At 50.8% G+C, this 25,803-nt stretch carries 22 protein-coding genes and 1 pseudogene; 19 read left to right on the top strand and 4 right to left on the bottom strand.

Annotation, left to right across the window (positions count from 1 at the left end; all coding sequences use genetic code 11):
• The first annotated feature begins 159 nt into the window (after window positions 1–159).
• The 4 genes from H4O27_RS04950 (at window position 160) to mutL (ending at window position 4,979) form a co-directional block, all read left to right on the top strand.
• Complete coding sequence (locus H4O27_RS04950) at window positions 160–1,104, top strand: class I SAM-dependent methyltransferase (protein WP_165007985.1); 945 nt, start codon at window positions 160–162, stop codon at window positions 1,102–1,104.
• A gap of 66 nt (window positions 1,105–1,170) precedes the next feature.
• The gene (gene fghA / locus H4O27_RS04945; RefSeq protein ID WP_165007983.1) at window positions 1,171–2,013 is read left to right on the top strand and encodes an S-formylglutathione hydrolase; all 843 of its coding nucleotides are present in this window, start codon (window positions 1,171–1,173) and stop codon (window positions 2,011–2,013) included.
• A 297-nt stretch (window positions 2,014–2,310) separates the two neighbouring features.
• Complete coding sequence (locus tag H4O27_RS04940; RefSeq protein WP_165007981.1) at window positions 2,311–2,868, top strand: YagU family protein; 558 nt, start codon at window positions 2,311–2,313, stop codon at window positions 2,866–2,868.
• A gap of 110 nt (window positions 2,869–2,978) precedes the next feature.
• Complete coding sequence (mutL, locus tag H4O27_RS04935; RefSeq protein ID WP_165007979.1) at window positions 2,979–4,979, top strand: DNA mismatch repair endonuclease MutL; 2,001 nt, start codon at window positions 2,979–2,981, stop codon at window positions 4,977–4,979.
• A 240-nt stretch (window positions 4,980–5,219) separates the two neighbouring features.
• Here mutL and H4O27_RS04930 read toward each other — a convergent pair whose 3' ends face one another.
• Window positions 5,220–6,575, bottom strand: coding sequence for a polynucleotide adenylyltransferase PcnB (locus H4O27_RS04930; RefSeq protein ID WP_165007977.1), 1,356 nt, complete (start codon window positions 6,573–6,575; stop codon window positions 5,220–5,222).
• Window positions 6,576–6,826: 251 nt separating this feature from the next.
• Here H4O27_RS04930 and H4O27_RS04925 point away from each other — a divergent pair, with 251 nt between their 5' ends.
• The 6 genes and pseudogenes from H4O27_RS04925 to H4O27_RS13445 all read left to right on the top strand — a co-directional run.
• Entirely contained in the window at window positions 6,827–7,012 is a 186-nt protein-coding gene (locus H4O27_RS04925; RefSeq protein ID WP_165007975.1) for a DUF3460 family protein, read from the top strand.
• Between the two features lie 13 nt (window positions 7,013–7,025).
• Window positions 7,026–7,694, top strand: a complete 669-nt coding sequence (locus H4O27_RS04920) for a class I SAM-dependent methyltransferase (RefSeq protein WP_165007972.1) — start codon at window positions 7,026–7,028, stop codon at window positions 7,692–7,694.
• A gap of 2 nt (window positions 7,695–7,696) precedes the next feature.
• Window positions 7,697–8,470, top strand: coding sequence for a tetratricopeptide repeat protein (locus H4O27_RS04915; RefSeq protein ID WP_165007971.1), 774 nt, complete (start codon window positions 7,697–7,699; stop codon window positions 8,468–8,470).
• A gap of 82 nt (window positions 8,471–8,552) precedes the next feature.
• Entirely contained in the window at window positions 8,553–9,035 is a 483-nt protein-coding gene (purE, locus tag H4O27_RS04910; RefSeq protein WP_165007969.1) for a 5-(carboxyamino)imidazole ribonucleotide mutase, read from the top strand.
• Between the two features lie 141 nt (window positions 9,036–9,176).
• Window positions 9,177–9,458, top strand: coding sequence for a pirin family protein (locus tag H4O27_RS13345; RefSeq protein WP_308806047.1), 282 nt, complete (start codon window positions 9,177–9,179; stop codon window positions 9,456–9,458).
• Window positions 9,459–9,512: 54 nt separating this feature from the next.
• Window positions 9,513–9,713, top strand: a pseudogene (locus tag H4O27_RS13445) (hypothetical protein); the annotation flags it as partial.
• A gap of 233 nt (window positions 9,714–9,946) precedes the next feature.
• Here H4O27_RS13445 and H4O27_RS04900 read toward each other — a convergent pair.
• Entirely contained in the window at window positions 9,947–11,737 is a 1,791-nt protein-coding gene (locus H4O27_RS04900) for a 2-isopropylmalate synthase (RefSeq protein ID WP_165007968.1), read from the bottom strand.
• Between the two features lie 213 nt (window positions 11,738–11,950).
• Between H4O27_RS04900 and H4O27_RS04895 the strand changes: the two genes are divergently transcribed.
• Entirely contained in the window at window positions 11,951–13,066 is a 1,116-nt protein-coding gene (locus tag H4O27_RS04895; RefSeq protein WP_165007966.1) for a methyltransferase, read from the top strand.
• A 55-nt stretch (window positions 13,067–13,121) separates the two neighbouring features.
• Here H4O27_RS04895 and H4O27_RS04890 read toward each other — a convergent pair whose 3' ends face one another.
• Window positions 13,122–14,207: a metallophosphoesterase gene (locus H4O27_RS04890; protein WP_165007964.1), complete on the bottom strand. Its 1,086-nt coding sequence runs from the start codon at window positions 14,205–14,207 to the stop codon at window positions 13,122–13,124.
• A 91-nt stretch (window positions 14,208–14,298) separates the two neighbouring features.
• On the opposite strand from H4O27_RS04890, the gene H4O27_RS04885 reads away from it, so the two are divergent.
• Together H4O27_RS04885 and recB are read left to right on the top strand one after the other, a co-directional pair.
• On the top strand, window positions 14,299–15,252 hold the full coding sequence (locus tag H4O27_RS04885) for a Dyp-type peroxidase (RefSeq protein ID WP_308806043.1): 954 nt from the start codon (window positions 14,299–14,301) through the stop codon (window positions 15,250–15,252).
• A 100-nt stretch (window positions 15,253–15,352) separates the two neighbouring features.
• Window positions 15,353–18,976 carry an exodeoxyribonuclease V subunit beta gene (gene recB, locus H4O27_RS04880; protein ID WP_165007960.1) on the top strand — a complete coding sequence of 1,208 codons (3,624 nt, stop codon included), beginning with the start codon at window positions 15,353–15,355 and terminating at the stop codon, window positions 18,974–18,976.
• A 53-nt stretch (window positions 18,977–19,029) separates the two neighbouring features.
• On the opposite strand, the gene H4O27_RS04875 is transcribed toward recB, so the two are convergent.
• The gene (locus H4O27_RS04875; protein WP_165007958.1) at window positions 19,030–19,251 is read right to left on the bottom strand and encodes an HP1242/YdcH family protein; all 222 of its coding nucleotides are present in this window, start codon (window positions 19,249–19,251) and stop codon (window positions 19,030–19,032) included.
• A 231-nt stretch (window positions 19,252–19,482) separates the two neighbouring features.
• Between H4O27_RS04875 and H4O27_RS04870 the strand changes: the two genes are divergently transcribed.
• The 6 genes from H4O27_RS04870 to H4O27_RS04845 all read left to right on the top strand — a co-directional run bounded on the left by H4O27_RS04870 (window position 19,483) and on the right by H4O27_RS04845 (window position 25,776).
• Window positions 19,483–20,226 carry a nitroreductase family protein gene (locus H4O27_RS04870; RefSeq protein ID WP_165007956.1) on the top strand — a complete coding sequence of 248 codons (744 nt, stop codon included), beginning with the start codon at window positions 19,483–19,485 and terminating at the stop codon, window positions 20,224–20,226.
• Window positions 20,219–20,578, top strand: coding sequence for a hypothetical protein (locus H4O27_RS04865; RefSeq protein WP_165007953.1), 360 nt, complete (start codon window positions 20,219–20,221; stop codon window positions 20,576–20,578). Before H4O27_RS04870 ends, H4O27_RS04865 begins: the two co-directional genes overlap by 8 nt.
• 143 nt (window positions 20,579–20,721) lie before the next feature.
• The gene (glyA, locus tag H4O27_RS04860; protein WP_165007951.1) at window positions 20,722–21,972 is read left to right on the top strand and encodes a serine hydroxymethyltransferase; all 1,251 of its coding nucleotides are present in this window, start codon (window positions 20,722–20,724) and stop codon (window positions 21,970–21,972) included.
• 334 nt (window positions 21,973–22,306) lie between these two features.
• Entirely contained in the window at window positions 22,307–24,103 is a 1,797-nt protein-coding gene (locus tag H4O27_RS04855; RefSeq protein WP_165007949.1) for an assimilatory sulfite reductase (NADPH) flavoprotein subunit, read from the top strand.
• A 462-nt stretch (window positions 24,104–24,565) separates the two neighbouring features.
• Window positions 24,566–25,072, top strand: a complete 507-nt coding sequence (locus H4O27_RS04850) for a hypothetical protein (RefSeq protein WP_165007947.1) — start codon at window positions 24,566–24,568, stop codon at window positions 25,070–25,072.
• A gap of 122 nt (window positions 25,073–25,194) precedes the next feature.
• On the top strand, window positions 25,195–25,776 hold the full coding sequence (locus H4O27_RS04845) for a hypothetical protein (protein WP_165007945.1): 582 nt from the start codon (window positions 25,195–25,197) through the stop codon (window positions 25,774–25,776).
• The last annotated feature ends 27 nt before the right edge of the window (window positions 25,777–25,803 follow it).

Raw genomic sequence — 25,803 nt, 5'->3', positions numbered from 1 at the left:
TATAAGAAACGCGGCAGAATACCGGTTAATAGGTTTGAAGACGATGGCTTCATAAAAATAAAGACGAATGACGGATAATATAGATTTTGCCATATTCGGTCAAGCACAAATGAGTCAATTGGCGTAAAATAGCCATTTTATTCAGCAGGCCGTCTGAAAATGACCGACATCACACCATTTGCCAACCGCTTGGGAAAAAACATCAAACACCTGATGAAATGGGCCAAACGCAACCAAATCGAAGCATGGCGCATCTACGACCGCGACATTCCTCAGTTCCCTTTCGCCATCGATGTGTATGGCGGCCATATTCATTTGCAGGAATACGACACCGGCTGGCTGATGCAGCCGGAAGAATATGAAGCATGGTTGGCCGATGTTTTGGAAGCCATCGGCTTTGTAACCGGTTTTTCGCCCGAACAAATCCACCTCAAACGCCGCGAACGCCAAAAAGGTACGCAACAATATGAAAAAACCGGCAAATCCGGCGAAGATTTTGTGATCAGCGAAAATGGCCGCCGCTTTTGGGTCAACCTTGATAAATATTTAGACACAGGCCTTTTTCTCGACCACCGCAACACCCGTAAAAAAGTCGGCAACAACGCCCGGGGCAAACGCTTTTTAAACCTGTTTTCCTACACCGGCAGCTTTACCGTATATGCTGCAACCGGCGGCGCAACCGGTAGTGAAACTGTCGATTTATCCAATACTTATCTTGATTGGGCAAAACGCAATTTTGAATTAAACGGCATCGATTCAAACGCTCATAAAATCGTGCGCGCCGATGTGTTTCAATACTTAAAAAACGCCGAAGCCGAAGGCAAAAAGTTTGACCTGATTGTGATGGATCCGCCGAGCTTTTCCAACAGCAAAAAAATGCTGGATATTCTCGACATCCAGCGCGACCAAATGACCTTAATCAACGGCGCCATGAAACTGCTGGCTTCAGACGGCCTGATGTATTTTTCAAACAATCTACGCAGCTTTGGATTGAATCCCGAAATCAGCGAAAAATACGCCGTCAAAGACGTGACCAAACAATCCGTTCCCGATGATTTCCGCAACAAAAAAATCCACCAATGCTGGGAAATCCGCCACAAATAGTTTCAGACGGCCTGAAACCAAACAAAGCCGTCTGAAAAACAATTGATTAGAAAACAAGGAGATATAATGTCTTCACCTGAATTGATTTCACGCAATAAAATGTTCAATGGCCATCAAGAGCGCTACTGCCATGCCTCAAGTGCCAACGGCTGCGACATGACTTTCAGCATTTACCTGCCGCCGCAAACACTTCAAGGCTACCATGTGCCGGTGTTGTATTGGCTCTCCGGCCTGACTTGTACCGATGAAAACTTTACCCAAAAATCCGGTGCGCAACGCTTTGCCGCACAATGGGGCATTGCCTTAGTCATGCCCGACACCTCGCCGCGCGGCGGCAACGTTGCTGATGACGAAGGCTACGACTTGGGCAAAGGCGCAGGTTTTTATGTCAACGCTACGCAAGCGCCTTGGGCAGAACATTACCGCATGTACGACTACATCGTCGAAGAATTGCCCGCTTTGATTGAAGCCAATTTTCCGGTGACCGGACAGCGCAGTATTTTCGGCCACAGCATGGGCGGCCACGGCGCATTGCAAATTGCTTTGAAAAATCCCGACCGCTACGCTGCCGTTTCTGCTTTCGCTCCGATTGTGAACCCGAGCCAAACACCGTGGGGACAAAAAGCCTTCGCCGCCTATTTGGGCGATGATCCAACCGCATGGCAAGCCTACGACAGCACCGCCCTCGTTCAGACGGCCTCGAAAAAACTGCCGATTCTCATCGACCAAGGCGATGCCGATCCGTTTTATCCGAAAGAATTGCAACCGGAAACCTTCGTCAACGCTGCCCGCGGTAATGGATTTAACGTTCAATTCAAACAACGCGCAGGGTATGACCACAGCTATTTCTTCATCGCCAGCTTTATCGACAGCCACATCGAATTTCATGCCGAAGCATTGGGGCTGTAATTATCCGCGTAGCTATTCACTAAGGCCGTCTGAAAATACACATTATTTTTCAGACGGCGTTTTTGCGACTACATCCTATTCATATCAAATAATTACTATTTTTTACATGAAAACCGATAATATCTATCCATATTGTTAAGAATTCCAAATAAGATATTGTAATCATTAGTTTATCAGGATAATACCCTTTTATCTTTTAATTGATTTAAATCAATAATCATTCTTATATTGATAGACAAAACCACCATTTAGAAATAAAGTTACATTATTATTCACGCCAATTTGAAGGAAAATAAAATGAGTACTCAGCGTAATGTCAATGGCAAAGTAATTTTATGGACAACCTTAATCGGTGGTTTCATTAGCTCTTTGGTGAAATGGGGCTCAGAAGTAAACATGCCGCCGCGTATGCCGGGCGAAATTTCGCCACCGGGTGCCAATATCGATGCGTGGCTTGGCTGGTTGGGTTTTAACCAGCATTCCTTGGATTACATGTTTCAAGGCAACAGCATTTTAGGCGCAGTGACGCTGTATCACTGGCTGTTTAGCTTTGTGTTTGCATTTGTTTATGTAGTCGGCTCGATGTATTGGTCGAAAATGCGTGCATGGTACGGCGCGTTATACGGCATCATTATCACCGTGGTTATGCATGGCGCTTTGATTCCGATGTTCGGCTTCCGCTACCCTGCTTACGCGCCCGAAGGCGTGAATGGTTGGCTGTGGAATCTAAACGCCGCCGAATTGTGGAGCGAATTCTTAGGCCATATTTACTGGTCGGTTTCGATTGAGATTTGTATGATTGCCGTTTTGGCACACTTTGCCCGCCCGATTTACGGTGTATGGTGGAAAGATTAATAATTTAGTTTTGATGGCTTAAAGGCCGTCTGAAAAGCCACACAGCTTTTCAGACGGCCTTTTGCTATAATCGCCATTCTGATTTTAAGTTTTTTACACGGAAAATTGCCATGTCCCGAATTGCCGCCCTGCCCGATCATCTCGTCAACCAAATTGCCGCCGGCGAAGTGGTTGAACGGCCTGCCAATGCGTTGAAAGAAATTGTTGAAAACAGCATCGATGCAGGTGCAACGGCGATTGATGTCGAGCTTTCCGGCGGCGGCATCCGCCTGATTCGCGTGACCGACAACGGATCGGGTATTCACGCCGATGACATTGAATTAGCGCTACACCGGCATGCCACCAGTAAAATCAAAAGCTTAAACGATTTGGAACATGTCGCCAGCATGGGCTTTCGCGGCGAAGGTTTAGCCAGCATCGCGTCAGTATCCCGCCTGACCTTAACCAGCCGTCAAGCCGCCAGTGCACACGCCAATCAAGTGAAAGCGGAAGACGGCAAAATCAGCGGGCCAATCGCAGCGGCGCATCCTGCCGGTACCACCGTCGAAGTGGCCGAGCTTTTCTTTAATACGCCTGCGCGGCGCAAGTTTCTCAAATCGGAAAACACCGAATACGCCCATTGCGCCACCATGTTCGAACGCTTGGCCTTAGCGCATCCGCACATCGCCTTTTCACTCAAGCGCGACGGCAAAAGCGTATTTCAGTATCCGATCCAAAGCTTAACTCAGCGTATTGCGGCGATTGTCGGCGATGATTTTCAGACGGCCTCACTGGAAATCGACAGCGGCAACGGTGCTTTGCGTTTATACGGTGCGATTGCCAAACCCACTTTTGCCAAAGGTAAAACCGACAAGCAATATTGCTTCGTCAACCACCGCTTTGTGAAAGACAAAGTCATCATACACGCAGTGAAACAGGCTTACCGCGATGTGCTGCACAATGCGCTGACACCGGCTTTTGTGCTGTTTCTCGATTTGCCGCCGGAAGCGGTGGATGTCAACGTGCATCCGACCAAAACCGAAATCCGTTTCCGCGACAGCCAGCAGGTGCATCAATTGGTGTTCCACACCCTCAACAAAGCCCTGGCCGGCACCCGCGCCGACCAAACCGAAAGTGTTACCAACGCCGGCGGCATTCTGCACGATATACTGGGTACGGACAGGCCGTCTGAAACAGAAAACATGCCAAGCAATATGCCGCCCGAACATTCCGCCCAAGCGGAAAACCAAGTGTTTCACACCAACTATGCCAATATCGCCCGCCCGAATGTTTCAGACGGCCTGCCATCTTCTTCCGGCAAAAGCGCACCCATGCCTTATCAAGCCGCACGCACACCGCAGCAGCGTTCGCTGTCCCTGCGCGAAAGCCAAGCGGCGATAAACACTTATGCCGAATTGTTCAAGCGCACCAAACCTGACGACGACATCGAGTTGGCGCAATTCGAACAAACCCGGTTTGGTGGCACCGAGCCTCATATTTCCCCAATGCCCAACCCGCTTTCAGACGGCCTAAGCCGCCCGGAAACGCCGCCGCTCGGTTTTGCCATTGCCCAATTATTAGGCATTTACATTCTCGCCCAATCCGAAGAAAGCCTTCTGCTGGTCGATATGCATGCCGCCGCCGAGCGAGTGAATTACGAAAAAATGAAAAGCCAGCGAGATAATCTGGGCAGCCTGCAAAGCCAACGGCTGCTGATTCCCGTTACCTTCGCCGCCAGCCACGAAGAATGCGCCACCCTTGCCGACCATGTCGAAACCTTGCAGGCATTCGGCTTGGATATGTCCGATATGGGCGGCAACACCATCGCCGTGCGCGCCGTACCCAATATGCTGGGGAAAGCCGATGTTGCCGCTCTGGCCAAAGACGTGTTGCAAGAGTTGGCACAGACCGGCGGGAGCCAAACCATTGCCGCGCGTGAAAACCAAATCTTGGCCACCATGTCATGCCACGGCTCCGTGCGCGCCGGCCGACAGCTCACCATTCCCGAAATGAATGCCCTGCTGCGCGACATGGAAAACACCCCGCGCAGCAACCAATGCAACCACGGTCGCCCGACTTGGGTAAAACTGACTTTGAAAGAATTGGATGCGTTGTTTTTGCGCGGGCAGTAAAGAATTGAATTTGAATGATTGCTGATTAAATAACAAGGCCGTCTGAAAGCTTCAGACAGCCCTAAAAACAAGAATTACAAACAGATGAAGTAGGCAGATTGGTGCATGATTCAACATCTTCTAAATACGAACAGCCTGTTGAGCGTATCAAATCAATCTACAAAATGAAAATGTGACGAAAGAAAAGCCGTCTGAACTTCAACCTTTCAGACGGCATTTTCAATCGATTCCCAACCGATATTATTCAGCTTCAACCGTTTTCTTTTTTCTCGGCTTGCGGCGGCGTTTGCGTTTCGGTGCTTCGCTGTCACCGCGATATTCCTGCTGCTGGCGTTGCTGCGCGGCCATACTCATTTGGCTGCGGGTTTCGTCATCGGCATGTTGGAAGATTGTCCACCACTGCACGGCGGCATTGTCCACCTCGCCGACTTGACCGCGCAACACGAGAAAATCGTAAGCTGCGCGGAAACGCGGTTGGCTTAATAATTTGTGCGGGCGTACACCGCGTATATTGTCAAATTGCGGTTGCAACTGCCAAATTTCGCGCATGGTGGCGGAAAAGCGTTGCGGCACGCCCCAGCCCTTTTCAACGGTATCGCGCAAAGTGATGATGGCATCGTTTAATGCCGGCGCCGATTTTTGGCCTTGCTGTTGATATGCCTGCCAATAAGCGTTTAGCTGCGGCCACAAAATTGCTGCCAACACGAAACCGACCGACACGGATTTATCGGCGCGCAAACGCTCGTCGGTATTTTTCAGCGCAATGGCGATGATGCGGTTTTCGGCTTTATCTGCGGATTTCAAAGCGGTTAACAGCGGATGAATATCGTTGCCCACGCCTAAGGTATTCAGCTTTTGCAGGCATTGGCGGGCATGGCCGGAAAACAGCAGCTTCATGATTTCATCAAACAATCGCGCCACCGGCTCGTTTTTCAGACGGCTTGCATATTGCGGAATCGCAGCGGCGGTATGTTCTTCCACATCAAAACCGAGTTTGCCCGATAATCGAACCGCACGCAAAATACGCACCGGATCCTCTTGATAACGCTCGGCCGCTTCGCCGATCATCACCAGTTTCCGGTCGGCAATATCATTCACGCCTTGATGGAAATCGAGAATTTCTTCATTAATCGGGTCGTAATAAAGCGCATTACAGGTGAAGTCGCGACGCATGGCATCTTCTTCGATGCTGCCGTAGGTATTGTCTTTCATGATGCGGCCATGCGCGTTTTGCACAGCTTTATTACCGCCACGGAAAGTGGTGACTTCGATGGTTTCGGGACCGACCGTCACATGCACAATTTGGAAGCGGCGGCCGATGATGCGGCTGCGGCGGAAAATCTTATGCACTTGCTCTGGCGTGGCGTTGGTAGCAACGTCAAAATCTTTCGGTTCCACGCCCAACAACAAGTCGCGCACCGCACCGCCGACCACATAGGCTTGAAAGCCTTCTTTATTCAATCGTTTCACCACTTTTTCGGCGGCAAAGCTCAACATATCCGCGCTGATGCGGTGTTCGCTATACGGTAAAACCGTTTTTTGCACCGCTTTGCCTGCTTTCGACGGCAAAACTTTGTGCAACCATTTTTTCAACATACTCAAGATTCTTTTCAATTGAGGCCGTCTGAAACGCTGACAGCGGGAAGCAACCTTTGCACAATATTCTGTGGGCAAAACATTGTGCAAAGGTTTCAGACGGCCTTTCATTTAAAATTCAAACCGCAAAACACCCCGAACCGACATTTTGCAACAATAATCCGCCATTATACCCGAAACCCTGTTTTCCCCAACAAAATCAGCTATAATAACGCCCTTAACGCACTTTACGCGCCTTTGGAGCAACAAAAATGTATCACTACAAATCCGATGCCACCCAATTTTTAGACCAATTGATTGCCGGCAATCCCGAGCTGGAGCAAGAACGTTTGGCCAACCGCGGTTTATTATGGGATGTCGAACTCAAGCCTGAAGAGCAAGCCGGTTTTGAAGCCGCAAAAGTGGCGAAAAAACCTTACACTTACTACCAAGATTGATGGTTCAGGCGGCATGACCACCCACACGCACAACATCGCGCCGGAACTGCAGGATTATCTGAATGCCATTGGCGAAACAGAACACCCGGTGCTTGCGGCTTTGCGCAACCGCACGGCGCATCACCGCTTGGGCAAAATGGCGATTGCACGCGAACAAGCGGCTTTGCTGACTTGGTTGGCACGTTTGCTCAAAGTGGAAAACTATCTGGAAGTGGGCGTATTCACCGGATACAGCAGCACGGCAATGGCCTTAGCCCTGCCCGAAACCGGCCGCATCACCGCCTGCGACATCAATGTAACCTTTACCGACATCGCCCGCGAAACCTGGCAGGCTGCCGGTGTGGCACACAAAATCAGCCTGCATCTTCAGCCTGCTTTACTGACGTTGGACGATTTAATCGCCCAAGGCAAAAGCGGCAGCTACGATTTGGCCTTGATTGACGCCGACAAACCGCCCACACCGCAGTATTTCGAGCGTTGCCTGCAATTGGTGCGCAGCGGCGGCGTAGTGGCGATTGATAATGTATTGCTCAATGGCCGCGTGATTCACCAAGTGTCCGGCAATGCCCCGCCAAGCCTGCATATTTTGCGGCAATTCAACCTCAATCTGCCGCACGATAACCGCATTGTGCCGATTACCTTACCCGTCGGAGACGGCTTAACCCTATTATTAAAAAAATAAAAATGACTACTCTCAAGCTCTTCCTTACCGTTTTATCCGCACTCGCCTTAAGCGCGTGCGCCGCCACCCAACCGGCTTCTTATCAGGAAGAATCCTTCATTCTGCCGGACATTCCGGACGGACCCTTGCCACCGCCAAGCGGTATTCCCTATCCTCAATTAAACCAGCAAACCCAAATCGACCAACTGGGCATTCAGGTAGCACGTTTGGAACGCGAAATGGGTACGCTGCAAACCCGCATTGAACATCTCGAACGCGTGAACAAAATCCTGCCCTCCAAACCGGCGGCCAACCCTATTATTACGGTTAAAAAACCGGCTACGGCTCAGCGTTTGAACGATGTCAAACTCAAAGCGGCTTATCTGAAAAACGACGGCGTGGCCGTCAGCGACGCCGATGCAGTGGCGCTGAATGAAACGCGCCTGTACAACCAAGCCTTGAAATATTACCAACGCGGCAATTATGTAGCGGCTGCGGCGGTATTGCGCGGCGCAGACGGCGGTAATGGCAGCGAAGCGGCACGCCGCAATATGTATTTGTTGCTGCAAAGCCAACAACGCATTGGCAATTGTGAATCGGTGATTGAAATCGGCGGCCGCTATGCCAACCGTTTCCGCCGCAGCGCCCAAGCGCCGGAAGCACTCTTCAGCATTGGCCATTGCCAATACAACATGCAGCAAAAAGACATCGCCCGCAGCACATGGCGCAAACTGATTCAGACTTATCCCGACAGCGATGCTGCCAAACGCGCCGCAGTCAGAATCAAACAACGCTAAACGGTTTTCAGACGGCCTTTGGCATCATGCAGGCCGTCTGAAATTTTTATTTATTTGAATGCCTTATTTTTGGAGAAAAATCATGGTTCAAGTCGGCATTATTATGGGCAGCAACAGCGATTGGCCGGTTATGCAGCAGGCCGCGCAGTTTTTAAAAGAGTTTGGCGTAGAATTTGAAGCGCGTGTCGTTTCCGCACACCGCACGCCGGATTTGATGTTTGAATACGCCGAAACCGCTCGCGAGCGCGGTATTAAAGCGATTATCGCCGGTGCCGGCGGCGCGGCGCACTTACCGGGCATGGTAGCTGCGAAAACAACCGTACCGGTATTGGGTGTGCCGGTACCGAGCAAATATTTGCGCGGCGAAGATTCTTTGCTGTCTATCGTGCAAATGCCTAAAGGCGTGCCGGTGGCGACATTTGCCATCGGCGAAGCCGGTGCGGCCAATGCAGCGCTGTTTGCCATTTCTTTGCTGGCGAACGAAAACCCTGAATTAGGGCAAAAGCTGGCGGATTTTCGAGCCAAACAAGAGCAAACAGTTTTAGCAATGACACTGGAAGATTAAATAATCTCGTTCTAAGATATCAATCAAGGCCGTCTGAATGTTCAGACGGCCTCGATTATTTCCTATTAGGAAAAATTATTTCAATCTTTACTCACTAGATTTAACCCACCATAAAAAATGCCGATTACTCCCTGACAGAAAATACTGCATAAAAACCTTTTACCATGCCGCCAATACACGCGGAGAAGTCCACCACGGCCGGCTGCACAGCCGTCATACCTCTTTGCCGACTATCACAATCCCCAGCAGACAAACTTCGGTGCCTTGCGCGTAATCAACGACGACCATGTTACCGCCGGTATGGGGTTCGGTACGCATCCGCATCACAATATGGAAATTATCTCGATTCATTATCCGGTGATTTGGCACACCGCGACAGCATGGGTAAAGCCAGCGTTATTCGCGGCGACGACATTCAAGTGATGTCCGCCTAAACCGGCGTAACCCGCAGCGAAATGAACCCCAATCCCGATCAAGATGTCAAATTCCTGCAAATTTGGGTATTTCCGTGCGAGAAAAATGTTACCCCGCGCTATTAACAAATCACGCTGGCAAGCGACATTGCGCATCAAGATTTTCAGCAAATTCCTTTACCTAATCCCGACAAATAAAGGCGTATGGATACACCAAGATGCCTGGTTCTCGCCGGCTAAATTTTCAGATGGCATGAATAAAACCTATCAACTCAAACAGTCCGATAATGGTGTTTACGCTTTTGTGATCAAAGGTCGTGCCAAAAATTGGCAAAACGTGGCGGCTTGGGAATTTGGGAAACCGTCAGCTTTACCATCGAATCCATCGGCGACAGCGAAATCTTGCTGATAGAAGTGCCGATGAGCTTTTAAATTAGGCAAAAGAAAGGCCGTCTGAAAAACATTTCTGCTTTTCAGACGGCCTATTTATGTACTAACTCAAATCAAGCCGCTGCCTTGGGCTTTTTGTTTGGCCTGACCGAATTCCAGTTTGCTCAACGCAGAAAGGTAGGCTTTGGCGGTAGCAACCAAAACATCGGTATCTGCGCCTTGGCCATTCACCACACGGTCGCCGCGTTGCAGTCGGACGGAGGTTTCGCCTTGGCTTTCCGTACCTTGGGTCACGGCGTTTACCGAATAAAGTTGCAGGGTTGCGCCGCTTTGCGCCACGCTTTCGATGGCTTTGAAAATCGCATCAACAGGGCCTGAACCGTTGGCTGTCGCGCGGTGTTCGCTGCCATTCACGCTGAACACGATTTCGGCAGTCGGCAGTTCGCCGGTTTCGGTGTGGATTTTTTGCGAAATAAATTTGTACTGCTCGGTTGCCAAAGTCATTTCATCGGATACCAAAGCGTGCAAATCTTCATCGAAAATTTCACGTTTTTTGTCGGCCAGCTCTTTAAAGCGGGCAAATGCGGCGTTAAGGGCTTCTTCGCTTTCCAGTTCGATACCCAATTCCTGCAATTTGGTTTTAAAGGCATTGCGGCCGGAAAGTTTGCCCAAGCTCAGGCGGTTGGTCGCCCAACCTACTGATTCGGCAGACATAATTTCATAAGTTTCCCGGTGTTTCAACACGCCGTCCTGATGAATGCCGGATTCGTGGGCAAAGGCATTGGCGCCGACAATGGCTTTGTTCGGCTGCACCGGATAGCCGGTAACGGTGGATACCAGTTTGGAAGACGGCACGATTTGGGTGGTGTCGATTCCGGTTTCCAAGCCGAACAAATCGTTGCGCACTTTCAATGCCATCACGATTTCTTCAACCGAGGCATTACCTGCACGCTCACCCAAACCGTTAACGGTACATTCCACTTGGCGTGCGCCGCCTTTGAGTGCCGACAGCGAATTGGCCACAGCCAAGCCCAAGTCGTTATGACAGTGTGCCGACCACACGACTTTGCCGCTGTTCGGCGTTTTGGCAATCAGTTCGCGGAAAAATTCTTCGGTTTTATACGGAATCGAATAGCCGACGGTATCGGGAATATTGATGGTGGTTGCGCCGGCTTCAATCACCGCACCGCAGATTTCTGCCAAAAAGTCGATTTCGGAACGCAATGCGTCTTCGCAGGAAAATTCTACGTCATCAGTATATTCTTTGGCGATTTTCACTGCTTTTACCGCTGCCTCAACCACTTGTTTCGGCTTCATTTTCAGCTTGTATTCCATGTGAATCGGGCTCGTGGCGATAAAGGTGTGAATCCGTTTTTTCGGCGCAGGCGCAACCGCTTCGCCGGCTTGGCGGATATCCCGTTCTACCGCACGCGACAGCGAGCAGACAGTGGATTTGGTAATAATTTTGGCAATCGAATGAACCGCATCAAAATCGCCCGGGCTGGCGGCGGCAAAACCTGCCTCAATGACATCAACGCCCATTTTTTCCAACTGGCGGGCAATGCGGATTTTTTCTTCTTTGGTCATAGCGGCACCCGGCGACTGTTCGCCGTCGCGCAGGGTGGTATCAAAAATAATAACGCGGTTTGTTTGTGTCATTTCGCTTCTCTCCAGAGCGTTTTGGTTGTGTAAAAACGCATTTAAATCAATCGGTCTGCCCTGCGCTTCCGCCAAAGCAGTCAATTTTTGCAGCTGCGCCAAAGGCAAAGAGCCGCGGGTACGCCATTTATAGATGGCTGCCGTGGTTGCCGCATTTTCAGGGTCGTGCTGCTGCAATGCTTCCGCCAAGGCGTTGACGCCGCCGAAATAAGCGACCAAGCGGTCAATGTCCAGTTGCATAGTGTTCCTTGTCTAAAACTTTGGAAATTTTTTAGTTGAGTTAGAAAGTATTATACGCAAATTAGACAAAACGACAATAATTTTTTTACTAAAAATCTCATAAATATTTTGCACGGCTTATTTTTTATACATATTGTCCAATTTAATCGTTATTAATGAGGCCGTCTGAAAAATATAGTACACTCTCAAGCCTCTGCAAATATGTGATTTCCCATGAATTCGCTGATTCCCACTTCTCAACATACCGAAATCGAATGGCGCAACCAAAGTACGCAAAAGCCGCCACAAAAAGCAGTTTATCTGCACGACGCTAACACCGACACGGTATTAAAAGCCGCCTACGGACACACCGCCACGGTTTGGACAGGCGATTTTCACCAAGCCAAGCAGGTGTTGGCTGCCATGAAAAAGCGTGTGCGCAAACCGGCCAAATCTAAGCAAACGCCTGTTGATGTTCAGACGGCCTTTCATACCCATCGCATGCGGCAGGCGCAGCAAAGCCGCGTGTTAAACATGTTGGCAGTGGAGATCAGCGCAGGATTTACGCTGAATATTCCCCGTGCGCCCAATATCCGTTCCGCACTTTTGGACGTGTTCGGCGAAGAAAATGAACGTGCCTTTTTATTGCCGTTAAATCAGTTGCTTGGCTTTATCGGTGCGCACGAATGGCACAAAAAAGGCATTCATCTCGAAGCCTTAGGCGGTAAAATCCATGTGCCCTTTGGTGTGTTTTCGCCTTTACGCGGCGAATATCTGGACTTAATCGCCACGGCACCGCTCGATTCAAACTTTCAGACGGCCTTTGACATCGGCACAGGCTCGGGTGTCATCGCCGCCCTGTTGGCCAAGCGCGGCATTGCCCGCATCACCGCCACCGACAACAACCCGCAAGCCATCGGTTGCGCTACAAAAAATATCAGCAATCTCGGCTATGAAAAGCAAGTTGAAATTCAAACAGCAAACCTGTTCCCCGAAGGGCGTGCCGATTTAATCGTCTGCAATCCGCCCTGGCTGCCCGCCAAACCTACCTCGCCCATCGAAACCGCCCTATACGACCCCGATCACGGCATGCTCAAGGCTTTTCTCAACGGCGTCGGCAAACACCTGAACGACAACGGCGAAGCATGGTTGATTATTTCCGACTTGGCCGAGCATTTACGTTTGCGCCGGCCCGATGAATTACGCTCATGGTTTCAGACGGCCTCACTGGAAATCATCGATATGCTGCATATCAAACCGGAACACGGCAAAGCCGCCAATCCCGATGATCCGCTTGCTTTTGCCCGCTCGCAGGAAACCACATTTCTCTACCGCTTGAAAATGGCTTAAAAAATATAAAAAAGCCGTCTGGATTTTCCGGACGGCTTTTTTTAAATGATCAAACCTATTTACCCTTCACATCAATAATCCACACTTCCGCTTGAGAACCCAAGCGCATGGGGATGCCCCAGAAGCCGTAGCCCGATGTCACAAAATAATGGCCGTTGCCGATGGCTTCATAGCCGTAGGCCACGCGGTTGATGGTTTGCACAATTAAGTTGGCCGGCGCCACTTGGCCGTTGTGCACATGGCCGGACACTTGGATATCCACCGGTAATTTAGCGTGCAAATCAATTTCAGACGGCCTGTGATCCAGCAGCAAAACCGGCAGATTGGTGTTGTGGCCTTGCAATAGCTGCTCGGTGGACGGACGCGATTTGTCCATATCATCGTTACGGCCGACCAGCAGCAAACCATGCGATTCGATGGTCTCGTTCACCAGCACGCGGATGCCGGCTTTTTCCAATTCGGCATAAATTTCGTTTTGATGACCGAACAAATCATGATTGCCCAGCGTGGCATACACACCTAAAGGCGCGGTCAGCTTGGCCAAATGCGGCCGCATGTTTTTGGCGACATACACTTCGGTATCGTCATCCATCAAATCACCCGGCAGCAAAATCAAATCGACTTTTTCCCGCTGCATGATGGCGGCGAGTTTGTCCAATTGTTTGGTGCCCATCAGCAAGCCCAAATGAGTGTCGCTGGCCAAACCGATGCGCAGCGGGCGGTCTAGTTTCTTATTGATGGTAATGCTTTGACGGCGCACAACAGGCGTATAGGCGTTGTACACCGATAAAACAGTCAAGAACACGAGAAACAGTGGTGCAAACAATCGCAAGCTACGCGATAAAGGCGGCTGTGCCATAAATTTGCGCAGCAATAAATACAGGATAAACGTTGCCAGTGCCGAATACATCACAAACAGCAGCAACACCATCCAAAACGCCGTCACGCGGAAAATAGCGTGATCGACTTTCAGCAACAGGCCGACAATCAGACTATTGGTAATAAAATAGGCCAAACCCATCAGCCGGCGACGGCCGTGTTTGGCGATAAACGGTGCCAGCAGCCATTGCAGCGAGCACCCCAAACCAAAGGTAAAGAGCTGCATCAACACCAACACAATAATAAAAAAACCGATGCGCATGAGTAAACCTGTCTAAAAATAAGGCGCACATTCTAGCATAAAGCCGTGTCAACAAAGGCCGTCTGAACACAAACAACTGTAAACCGCCTAGATGAATTGCGTTATAATATTGCCCGATGAAACTGATATTTGGAAGAAAACCATGAATCCGCAAACCGCCATTATCTCCGACCACGCCAAATCGGGCGTGTTTATCGAAGCCGGCATCCGCATCGGCCAAATCGATGCCGTCAAAGCCGCTTGCCGCGACAGCGTTGCCCGTCTTCAGGCTTTGCAGGCCAAGTTTCCGCAAGCCGATTTGGGCTTGGTCATCGCCTTTGGCAGCAAAGCCTGGCGCATTTTCGGCCATGCCGGCGAAGGCAGTGAAATCAAACCGTTTACCCCTTTGGGCAACGGCTTGGCACCGGCCACGCAGCAAGACGTTTTGATTCACATTCAATCGCTGCAACAAGATGCGGCTTTGGCTTTGGCGCAAAACGTATTGGAAACCTTCGGCGACAGCTTAACCATCGTCACCGAAGAACACGGCTACCGCCTGTATCAAGAGCGCGGTTTGGACGGCTTTGTCGACGGTACGGAAAACCCGCAAGGCCAAGCCATTTACGAAGCGGGCATTATTCCTGAAGGCCAAGCCGATGCGGGCGGCAGCTATGTGTTGCTACAAAAATACCGCCACGATTTGAAACGCTGGGGTAAAGTCGATGTGCCGCACCAAGAAAGCTACATCGGCCGCAGCAAGGAAACCGATGAAGAGCTGGATAAAAGCGTTCGGTTGGCCGATTCGCACTTAGGCCGCGTAGACTTGAAAGAAAACGGCATCGGCCTGAAAATCGTGCGCCGCAGCCTGCCCTATGGCAAAATCACCGGCGAACACGGCTTGATGTTCCTCGCCTATTGCCACACGCTGCACAACATCGAAGCGCAATTATCGAGCATGTTCGGCGAAACCGACGGCAAAGTCGATTTGCTGCTGAAACATATTACGACTGCTGTTTCCGGTGCGTATTATTTCGCGCCGTCGGTTGAGCGTTTGCAAAACCTTTAACCGGCAATTTGATATTTAAAGGCCGTCTGAAAGTCCATGAGTTTTCAGACGGCCTCTGTTATGATAAGCACATTCTTTTTCATTCAAGCCTTTTGCGATTATGTCCCGTTCCGTTCACGCTTTTGCGCCGCTGTCGATTCCCATCCGAGGCACCAACCTGATTGAAGCATCCGCCGGCACCGGCAAAACTTACGGCATCGCCGCCCTGTTTACCCGTTTGATTGTGTTGGAAAAAATGCCGGTAGATAAAGTGTTGGTAGTGACCTTCACCAAAGCCGCCACCGCCGAGCTCAAAACCCGTCTGCGCGCGCGCTTGGACGAAGTGTTGCAAGCCTTGGAAAGCGTGGACAATGCTGCCGGAGATTCAGACGGCCTCAACCAATATTGCGAACGCGAACACCCCGGAGATGTGTTTCTCAAAGGCTTGCTGCAAAAAGCGTTAGAACAAGAAAGCCAAGCACGCTTAATCGTGCGCCTGAAAGCCGCCGTCGGCGATTTCGACAATGCTTCGATTTACACCATTCACGGCTTTTGCCAGCGTGTGCTGCGTGATTTCGCCTTTTTGTGCCAAACGCAATTTGATGTCGAGCTTACCGACGACAGCCGCGAGCGTTTGCTGGTGCCTGCACAGGATTTTTGGCGTAAGCGCGTGAGCAATAACCCGCAATTGGCCAAGCTGGTTTTCAAACACCAATACACGCCGCAAAACATGTTGGCCGAGATGCAAAGCTTTACCTGCCGCCCGTATTTGCGTTTCAGACGGCCCGAAAGCCTTTTGGCCGAATCGCAGCAAAACGCTGCCCGGACATGGGCGGACGTCAAAGCCAATCTGCCCAAACTGGAAGAAACTTTTTGGCGGATTCACCCCAATCTGAACGGCAACAGCTACCGAACCGACACTTTCCAAGAATTGTTCAACCGGCTCAAACACGCTGCCGAACAAGATTATCTGCCGAAAAATCACGACAAATTGCCGATGTTCGGTGCAGACGTGTTGGGCGGCAAAGCCAAAAAAGGCCAAAGCCTTGATGCCGCCGCCCTGGCTGATTTGCAGATGCTGGCCAATCTCGGGCGCGATTTGACCCAAGCCGCCGCAGAAGAAGAAAACGCCCTTACCCTGCTCAAACTCGACCTGCTGGACTATATCGACCAAGCCTTGGCCGAACAGAAAAAATCCCGCCGCGAACGCACGTTTGACGATTTGTTGTTAGATGTGTCCGACGCGCTGCAACCGGCCAATCCGCACGCCCAAGCCTTGGCCGAAGCGGTAGCATCTACTTGGCAAGTCGCCCTGATTGACGAATTCCAAGACACCGACCCGCTGCAATACCGGATTTTCAGTGAGATTTTTATCCGCCAAAACAAGCCGTTGTTTCTAGTCGGCGACCCCAAGCAGGCGATTTACAGTTTCCGCGGTGCCGACATTTATGCCTATCTGCAGGCGGCGGAAGATGCGCAACAGCATTACACGCTGGCAACCAATTTCCGCAGCCATGCCAAGCTGATTAACGGCATTGGAGCGCTGTTCCGATGTAAAAACCGCCCGTTTGTGTTGGAAAATATTGATTACAACCCGGTCGGTGCGGCGCGTGAAGAAAGCCGTTTGTCACCAAGCCGCCCTGCTGTTCAGGTACGTTGGCTGCACGGCGACGAAACCGAGCCGCTGAACAAAGATGCCTTGCGCAAACGTGCCGCCGGATATTGCGCCGATGAAATCGCTTTTGCCTTAAACGAAGCGGCGGAAGGCCGTCTGAATTTCAAAGGGCAGCCGTTGGAACAGGGCAACATTGCCGTATTGGTACGCACCCACAACGAAGGCAGCATGATTGCGCAAGCTTTGAAATCACGCCGCATCCAAAGCGTATTACTGCACCGGGAATCCGTGTTCGCCTCGCCCGAAGCGCAAGGCTTGGCAGCTCTATTGGATTTCTGGCTCAATCCGCACCGCACCGAATCACTGCGTTTTGCCTTAAGCAGCGTGCTGTTCGGCTACGATGCCGATGCACTTTACGCACTCAACCAAAGCGAAGCCGACCTGTTGGCGTGGATTGAGTCCGCCGAACACGCCGCCCGGCAATGGCAGCAAAAAGGCATTTACACCGCCATGCAGTATTTTTCTGCAAAACACGGCATCGAAACCCGACTTCTTTCAGACGGCAACGACCGCAGCCTGACCAATTATCATCAATTGCTGGAACGCTTATCCGAAGAAAACGAGCAAAACCGCAGCCCGGCATTGCTGCATCAATGGCTGTTGGCGCAAATTGATCTGGCGGAAAACGGTGACAAAAGCGAAAGCAATGTTTTGCGCTTGGAAAGCGATGACGCCTTGGTCAAAATCGTGACCATGCACGCTGCCAAAGGTTTGCAATATCCACTGGTGTATTGCCCCTTTGTATGGGATGCGCAAGACAATAAAGCACACGATTGGCAGATTCTGCACCGAGATGGCGGCGAAAGTGAATTGCTGGCCAAGCATCAGCTGGATAATGACGACCGCACCCAATTGGCTGACGAAGAAATGGCGGAACGTCTGCGCCTGCTCTATGTTGCCCTTACCCGCGCCGAAGAACAATTGAATATCTACGCTGCCTATTGCCAAGACACCGACGACAACACTTTCGCCTACTTGCTTGAAGGCCGTGCCGACAGCACGCGCGAAGCCGTCCAAGCTGCTTATGAAAGCGAACGCAAAGCCGGAAAAGGCGTCGCAGAAATGGCCATGCTTAAAAACAATTGGATAACATTTATCGACGGTCAGGCCGAAAACGAAAATACCGACTTTACATTCACGGAAGATACGCCCCTCTCCGCCGCTTATCATTCAGGCCAACAAACCGATGTGCAATATCAGGCCGCCGACATTCCGCCGCGCGATTTCGAATACATCCGCCACACCAGCTTCACCGGCTTGAGCCGCCGCGTCAAAGCGTACGACAGCGAACACGAAGAATTGCAACCGGGCTTGGATGCCGCAGAAAGCAACATCAGGCCGTCTGAAAACGTGATTGAAGAAAGCGATGATAACGAATTGAGCATCCATCATTTTCCGCGCGGCACAAATGCCGGTTTGTGCCTGCACGATATGCTGGAAAACCTTGATTTCCAGAGCCCTGCCGCCGAACAAAGCAAACAGATTTTGGAAACCTTAACCCGATACGGCTTTGAAGACAAATGGCTGCCTGCCGTGATGGCTCTGTTGGATTGTTGCCGCGAAACACCGGTTTCAGGCAAAGACACCTTGTCGGACATTCCGGCGGACGAGCGTTTACCCGAAATGGGCTTCACCTTGTATATGCAAGATTTCAACCTTGCCGCATTACGCGCATGGTTTGCCCGGCCGCATTTGGGCTTGCCGCCGGAATGCATTGAAGCGGCGCAAAGGCTGGATTTTCAAGATGTGCAAGGCTATCTCACCGGCTTTATCGACATGACCTGCATCGCTTCAGACGGCCAAGTCTGCGTGATTGACTACAAATCCAATTACTTGGGCGGCAGCACAGCAGCCTACACCCTGCAAGCCATGAATGAAGCCGTGGGTGAACACCACTATTACCTGCAAGCCCTGATTTACGCCATTGCCGTCGGCCGCTATTTCAAATTGCGTGGACTTGCTTTGCCACAAATTGCCGTGCGCTATCTTTTCTTGCGCGGCATGGACGGTCCGGAAAACGGCATTTGGTCGTGGGATATTGATGCAGAAGATTTGGCAGATTGGGTATAACAAGAAAGGCCGTCTGAAACTTATTCGTTTCAGACGGCCTTTTATATTGCTGCTTAAGCCTTACCGTCGGCTTTTAACAGGATTTCGTACAAACGGTCTTTCAATGCCAGTTTTTCTTTTTTCAGTTCTTCAATATCGTCCGAACCTGCAGTTACCGGATTATTGACCAAGCCGGTGATTTTGTCGTCCAATTCGTTATGCTCGTCAAACAAGCGGGCGAAGTGTGCGTCTTCTTGTTTTAATTTAGAAATCAATTCGCGATATTCCGGGAACATATCTGTTTTCCTCTCTTTTTTCAAATCAAAGTAAAAATAACACGGTAAAACCTGTGTCGTGTTGTCGATTTCTTGATTACATTATAGCAAAGGCAATATTTTTAGCCAGCTTTTTTACGGTTGCAACCTGCTTTAAATCAAATTCTTTTTACCAAGGAACAGCCTTTCCCCTGGACGCCGTAAAAACACCGCCCTACAATCATTAAAACATGCAACCGCAAGGACAAAATCATGAATCACACCATCAAAACCATGAAAAACCACCGCGCATTCCGCCACTTCAAAACCGGCATCGCCATGCCTGAGGAAGACGTGCAGAACATCATCGATTGCGCGCGCCAAGCGGCTTCGTGGATGAACGGCCAACACTACACCATCATCAATATCACAGATGAAACCCTACGCAGCCAAATCGCCGCCCTTCAACCGGCCAACCCGCAAGTCGGCACCTGCAGCACATTTTTGATTTTTATCGCCGATTTACACCGCAGCGAATTGTGTTCACAAGCCTGTGACGGCACGTTTGCCGCCGCCCCTCATTCCGACAACTTGATTACCGCCGTCACAGATACCTCGCTGGCGGCACAAAATGCCGTTGTCGCTGCCGAAAGCCTGGGCTACGGCACTTGCTACATCGGCGGCATCCGCATGATTGCGGCGCACATCATCGAATTATTGAATCTGCCGAAAAACACCTTCCCATTATTCGGCCTGTGCATCGGCACGCCCGATATCGAAATGCGCGTCAAACCGCGTTTGCCGGAACACACCGTTTACGCCGAAAACCGCTATCCCGACGACCAAACGCTTTCAGACGGCCTCGAAGCCTACGAGCAAACCATGACTGAATTCGGCGAAGCGCGCGAAAAACTGCCTTACCGCGAAAAATTCGCCCGCTATTACAGCAGCACTAAGCCGAAAAACGAGCCGTTGATTTTCCAACAAGGCTGGCTGGGCGGCGGCCAGCATGACTAAAATCCGTGCCGTTTTCGGTGCGGGCGGGCAGTTTGTATTGTTTGCCGACCGCCCTTACTGGATGCCGGCCAACGATGCCGATTACGACCGTGCTCCCCAATTAAGCGGCGAATTTAACATTTACGATGAAGCCTTTTACCCGATTAACGGCAATGACGTGGCGTTTGAACTGCCTGATAACGTGAAAATCTTCAGCGAAGAAGCCCGCCGCTTGGAAGAAAAACGCTTGCAGATGTTGGCTCTGGAAGACTTGGCCAAGAACCTGCAAGCGGCACAGGCCGAATATGACTTGGAACAACTCATCGGCAAAATCGATTTTTATTTAAAGCAGGAAGATATATTCGACCGCTAACGTTCAGACGGCCTTAATAATATTTTCCAATGAATGCCTAAAATTGTTGACAATTCCAGCCAATTTGGTACATTATCCGGTTTATTTTTGTCTGCAACACCATTTCCCTCCTTCACGACCATCACACCACAAAGGATAAGCCCATGTTTTCAAAAAGCGTGACCCTCGCACAATACGACCCGGAATTAGCCGCCGCCATGGATTTGGAAGTGCAGCGCCAACAAGACCACGTTGAGCTGATTGCCTCTGAAAACTACGTCAGCTGCGCCGTTATGGAAGCCCAAGGCTCACAATTGACCAATAAATACGCCGAAGGCTACCCAAGCAAACGTTACTACGGCGGTTGCGAACACGTTGATGCGGCCGAGCAATTGGCCATCGACCGCGTGAAAGAGTTGTTCGGTGCGGCTTATGCCAACGTGCAGCCGCACTCCGGTTCGCAAGCCAACCAAGCGGTTTACGCTTCCGTATTGCAACCGGGCGACACCATTTTGGGCATGAGCCTGGCTCACGGCGGCCACTTGACCCACGGCGCCAGCGTGAACATTTCCGGCAAACTCTACAACGCCGTGACCTACGGCTTGGATGAAAACGAAGTATTGGATTACGCCGAAGTCGAACGCTTGGCTTTGGAACACAAACCAAAAATGATCGTGGCCGGCGCATCTGCCTACGCTTTGGAAATCGACTGGGCGAAGTTCCGCGAAATCGCCGATAAAGTGGGCGCATATCTGTTTGTCGATATGGCACACTATGCCGGTTTGGTGGCAGGCGGCGAATACCCGAATCCGGTACCTTTTGCCGATTTCGTGACCACCACCACCCACAAAACCTTGCGCGGCCCTCGCGGCGGTGTGATTTTGTCCCGCAACGAAGACCACGCCAAAGCCTTAAATTCGGCCATTTTCCCAAGCCTGCAAGGCGGCCCTCTGATGCACGTTATCGCGGCCAAAGCCGTGGCCTTCAAAGAAGCGCTGCAACCTGAATTTAAAGAATACGCCAAACAAGTGAAAATCAACGCTGCGGCAATGGCGGAAGAATTGGTAAAACGCGGTTTGCGCATCGTTTCCGGCCGCACCGAAAGCCATGTTTTCTTGGTTGACCTGCAACCGATGAAAATCACCGGTAAAGCCGCTGAAGCCGCTTTGGGCAACGCGCACATCACCGTGAACAAAAACGCCATCCCGAACGACCCTGAAAAACCATTCGTGACTTCGGGCATCCGCATTGGCTCTGCCGCCATAACCACCCGCGGTTTCCAAGAAGCCGATGCCCGCGTATTGGCCAACTTGGTAGCCGACGTATTGGAAAATCCGGAAGACGAAGCCAACTTGGCCAAAGTGCGCGGGCAAGTAAGTGAATTGTGCAGTAAATATCCGGTTTACGGCGCATAATCTTTTCAGACGGCCTGTTTTTAATAGGGCTGCCTGAAACCGATTTGTTGTATTTCAAAGGCCGTCTGAATGCGTTTCAGACGGCCTTTTCTTATTTTATTCAAATAATGAATATCTTACTGATTCGGACAGCCGCATGGCGTATACCGTCTGCAAACTTATAACGAAAACGCATTAAATTAAAACCAACCATTCTTTCCCTTTTTCAGACGGCCTGTATAAAGTAACGCTGCCTTCAAATGCCTGCCGTTGCAGGCATACGCAGCACAAAGTCAAAATGCGGCGGCCGCTGCCGGCAATATCCAGAACACACCGCCTCGACAAAGGAACCGTCATGAGTCAAGCCAATCCGTTACCTGCCGAAATTTCGGCGCACTTATCCGCCCTGTCGCCAACCCAACTGGCTTGGCTGTCGGGCTATTGCTGGGCACAAAGCCAAGGCGCGGCAAACTGTGCCGGTGTGGCTCCGGCCGCATTTTCCGCCGAATCTGCCGCCCCTGCCGTTGCCCGCCGTATTACCGTATTATCTGCTTCGCAAACCGGCAATGCCCGCCGCGTGGCCGAATCCTTGCATCAAAAACTCGAAGCCGCAGGCGTGAGCGCGCACTTGGTTGGTGCGGCCGATTTCAAGAGCAAAACCCTGCCCGAAGAAGACATTTTACTACTGGTAACGTCCACCCAAGGCGAAGGCGAACCGCCGGAAGAAGCCGTACCGCTGTATAAATTCTTGTTCGGCAAAAAATCGCCTGATTTGAGCAAACTTACCTTTGCCGTATTGGGGTTGGGCGATTCCTCTTATCCGAATTTCTGCCAAGCCGGCAAAGATTTCGACCGCAGGTTCGCCGGATTGGGCGGCAGCCGATTGATTGATTTAGGCGTGTGCGATTTGGATTTCCAAGCCGCTGCCGATGCATGGGTTGATGCACTGGTGCCGAAAGTGGCCGAACTCTTTACTCAAGCTTCTGCCGCTCCCGCAGGCAATACGGCTATCTCTTTTGCAGCAACCGGCGGTACGGTTTACACCAAAGAGCAGCCTTATACCGCCACTTTATCCGTGCGTCAAAAAATTACCGCACGCAATGCCGAAAAAGATGTCGAACACATCGAAATCGATTTGAGCGGCTCAGGCATTCAATACCAAGCCGGTGATGCTTTGGGCATTTGGCCGTTGAACGCGCCGGATACCGTACAGGAAATCCTGAATCTTGCCCAATTGAGCGGTTCGGAAACGGTTAAACTTGCCGATGGCAGAGAAACCGACCTTCGGACGGCCTTAACCGAGTTTGCCGACATCACCCAAAATGCTCCTGCATTCTTGCAGCAATATGCCGTATTGACCGACCACGCCGAATTGCGCGAGATTGTGTCCGACAGCGACAAACTCGATGCTTATCTGGCCATCACGCCGCCGGTTGGCGTGTTGGCGACTTATCCGAAAGCCTTGGATGCGCAAACTTTGTTCGGCCTGTTCCGTCCGCAAACCCCACGCCTGTATTCCATCGCTTCGGCACAAGATGAAGTCGGCGAAGAAGTGCATCTCACCGTCGGCGTGGTACGTTTTGACCATCACGGCCAAACCTACACCGGAGCAGCTTCTGGCTTTATCGGCGAGCGTTTGGAAGAAGGCGGAGAAATAAAAGTATTTGTCGAGCACAACCCGCATTTCCGTCTGCCTGCGAATGGCGGCACACCGATTATCATGATTGGCGCAGGCACAGGTGTGGCGCCGTTCCGCTCGTTTATGCAACAGCGCGAAGCCAACGGCGACAGCGGCAAAAACTGGCTCTTCTTCGGCAACCAACGTTTTTCCGATGATTTCCTGTATCAAATCGAATGGCAGCAATTCCGCAAAGACGGCTTATTGACCCGCGCCGATTTGGCCTGGAGCCGCCAAGGCAAAGACAAAGTGTATGTGCAGCATAAAATCACTGAAAACGCCGCCGAAGTGTGGGCATGGTTACAAGAAGGTGCGCATGTGTATGTGTGCGGCGATGCCACCCACATGGCCCGCGATGTCGAAGAAGCCCTGCTGGCCGTGATTGCCGAGCAAGGCGGATTGAGCCGCGATGATGCGGAAGATTATCTCAACGAATTGCGTGAAGACAAACGCTACCAACGGGATGTGTATTGATTGAACGTATCGATTTTCCTCTACCTTGAAGTAGCTTATGCCGTCTGAAATGTTTCGGACGGCTTTTTTTCAGACGGCCTTTACGTATTTGACAGTAAAAATCCAGTATAATGTCGCTTAAACACAGCAATAAGGTAAAATAAATTGGAAGGATTACAACAGCTTATACAAATGTTAACCGCATTTGTGAATTGGATATTGAAATTACTCGACTTTTTGTTTTAAACTAAGCCCAATTATTTATTGAAGCAGATTTTCCATCATGCAAACGCAAATTCGCTCAGTTGCTTATTTCTATTGGTACCACACCAACGTGCGGTACTTTTTTGCGCTTGTCTGAAGCATAGAGAAATAAACAAACGCGAAACATGCCGCCACGTGACATCGGGCGGCATTTTTGTTTTTCAGATTCAACGGTTGCCGCCCAAAAATCAAAAACACCCAAACTTTAAGGAGCAACCCATGAAACCCGCCCCCAACACCTTCACCCAAACCAATCCATTACACCGCTGCCGTATGATCGTGGATGGCAATATCCACCGCAGCGACTTGTGCGACGGCACATTGCCCGATGCCCCGGAAAACCTGATTAGCGAATCCATGCTGCCGAATATCCGCACCATCGCCACTTTAATCGCTGCCGAACGCCATCAGTTCAACCAAGCCAGCCCTGCCGTGTTCACCGAAGAAGCCGATTTCTTTGCCGCCCGTATTTTAGTTTTGGGCGTTCGCCGCTTTCATCTCGACATCACCCTGACTCCTATGCTCAAAACTGCCAACCAACGCGCGCAAGCCTTCGCACTCAAACACAATTTACCCTTCGCCCCGGCCGATATGCAAATGGCGCTGTACCCCAACCGCCCGTCCAACCTGCTCATCATCGAAACCGAACACGAAATGGAAAACCACGGTAATTTAATCGCCAATACTCTGGCTTTTGCTGCCAAATTACCGCGTTTGCCTTTGTAAAAAACCGCAACCCGACTTGATAAATATTGAATTTCCTCTATATTACGGCTCATAATCTGTTTGACGGATTTTGCCGAGTCAATCGGCTCAGACACAACACCATCTTTATTATGGAAGCCAAAATGAAAAAAATCATTGCCTTAGCCGTATTATCGACTTTCGCGTTAGCTGCCTGCAAAGACGATACTCAAGCAAAATTGGAACAACAGCAAAAACAAATCGAAGCGTTGCAACAACAATTAAGCCAACAAAATAACCAAGCCAGCGCACAAGAAGACAACACCGTTTATCAATTGGCGGAAGATGCCGTTAAAGAAACCATTCCTGCCGAAGCCTTGGCCAACAACGGCAACGGCGGGCCGGTGACCGGCACCGACGGCCAACAATATATTTACGACCAATCTACCGGCAGCTGGCTGCTGCAAAGCCTGATTGGTGCCGCCGCCGGTGCATTTATCGGTAACGCTTTGGCTAATAAATTTACCAAAGCCAATAACCAAAACAGCCCGGTCGCCCAACGTGCGCGCAACAGCTATTACCAAAGTGCCCGCCCGAACGCCCGCACCAGCCAACAGTTGAACACCCGTTCCGTACCGGCGCAAAACCGTGCCGCTACCACGCCGAACTACCGCCAAACACAGGCCGCACCGTCTAATACCCGTCGCGCTGCACCTGCCCGCCGTGGTTTTGGCCGCCGACGTTAATTGAAACAGGCAGGCCGTCTGAAATTT

Origin of the sequence: Neisseria yangbaofengii, from assembly GCF_014898075.1 — a bacterium.
Taxonomy (GTDB): Bacteria; Pseudomonadota; Gammaproteobacteria; order Burkholderiales; family Neisseriaceae; genus Neisseria; species Neisseria yangbaofengii.
Note: the sequence above shows the minus strand (reverse complement) of the source record. Positions and strands in the feature narration are given on the sequence as shown.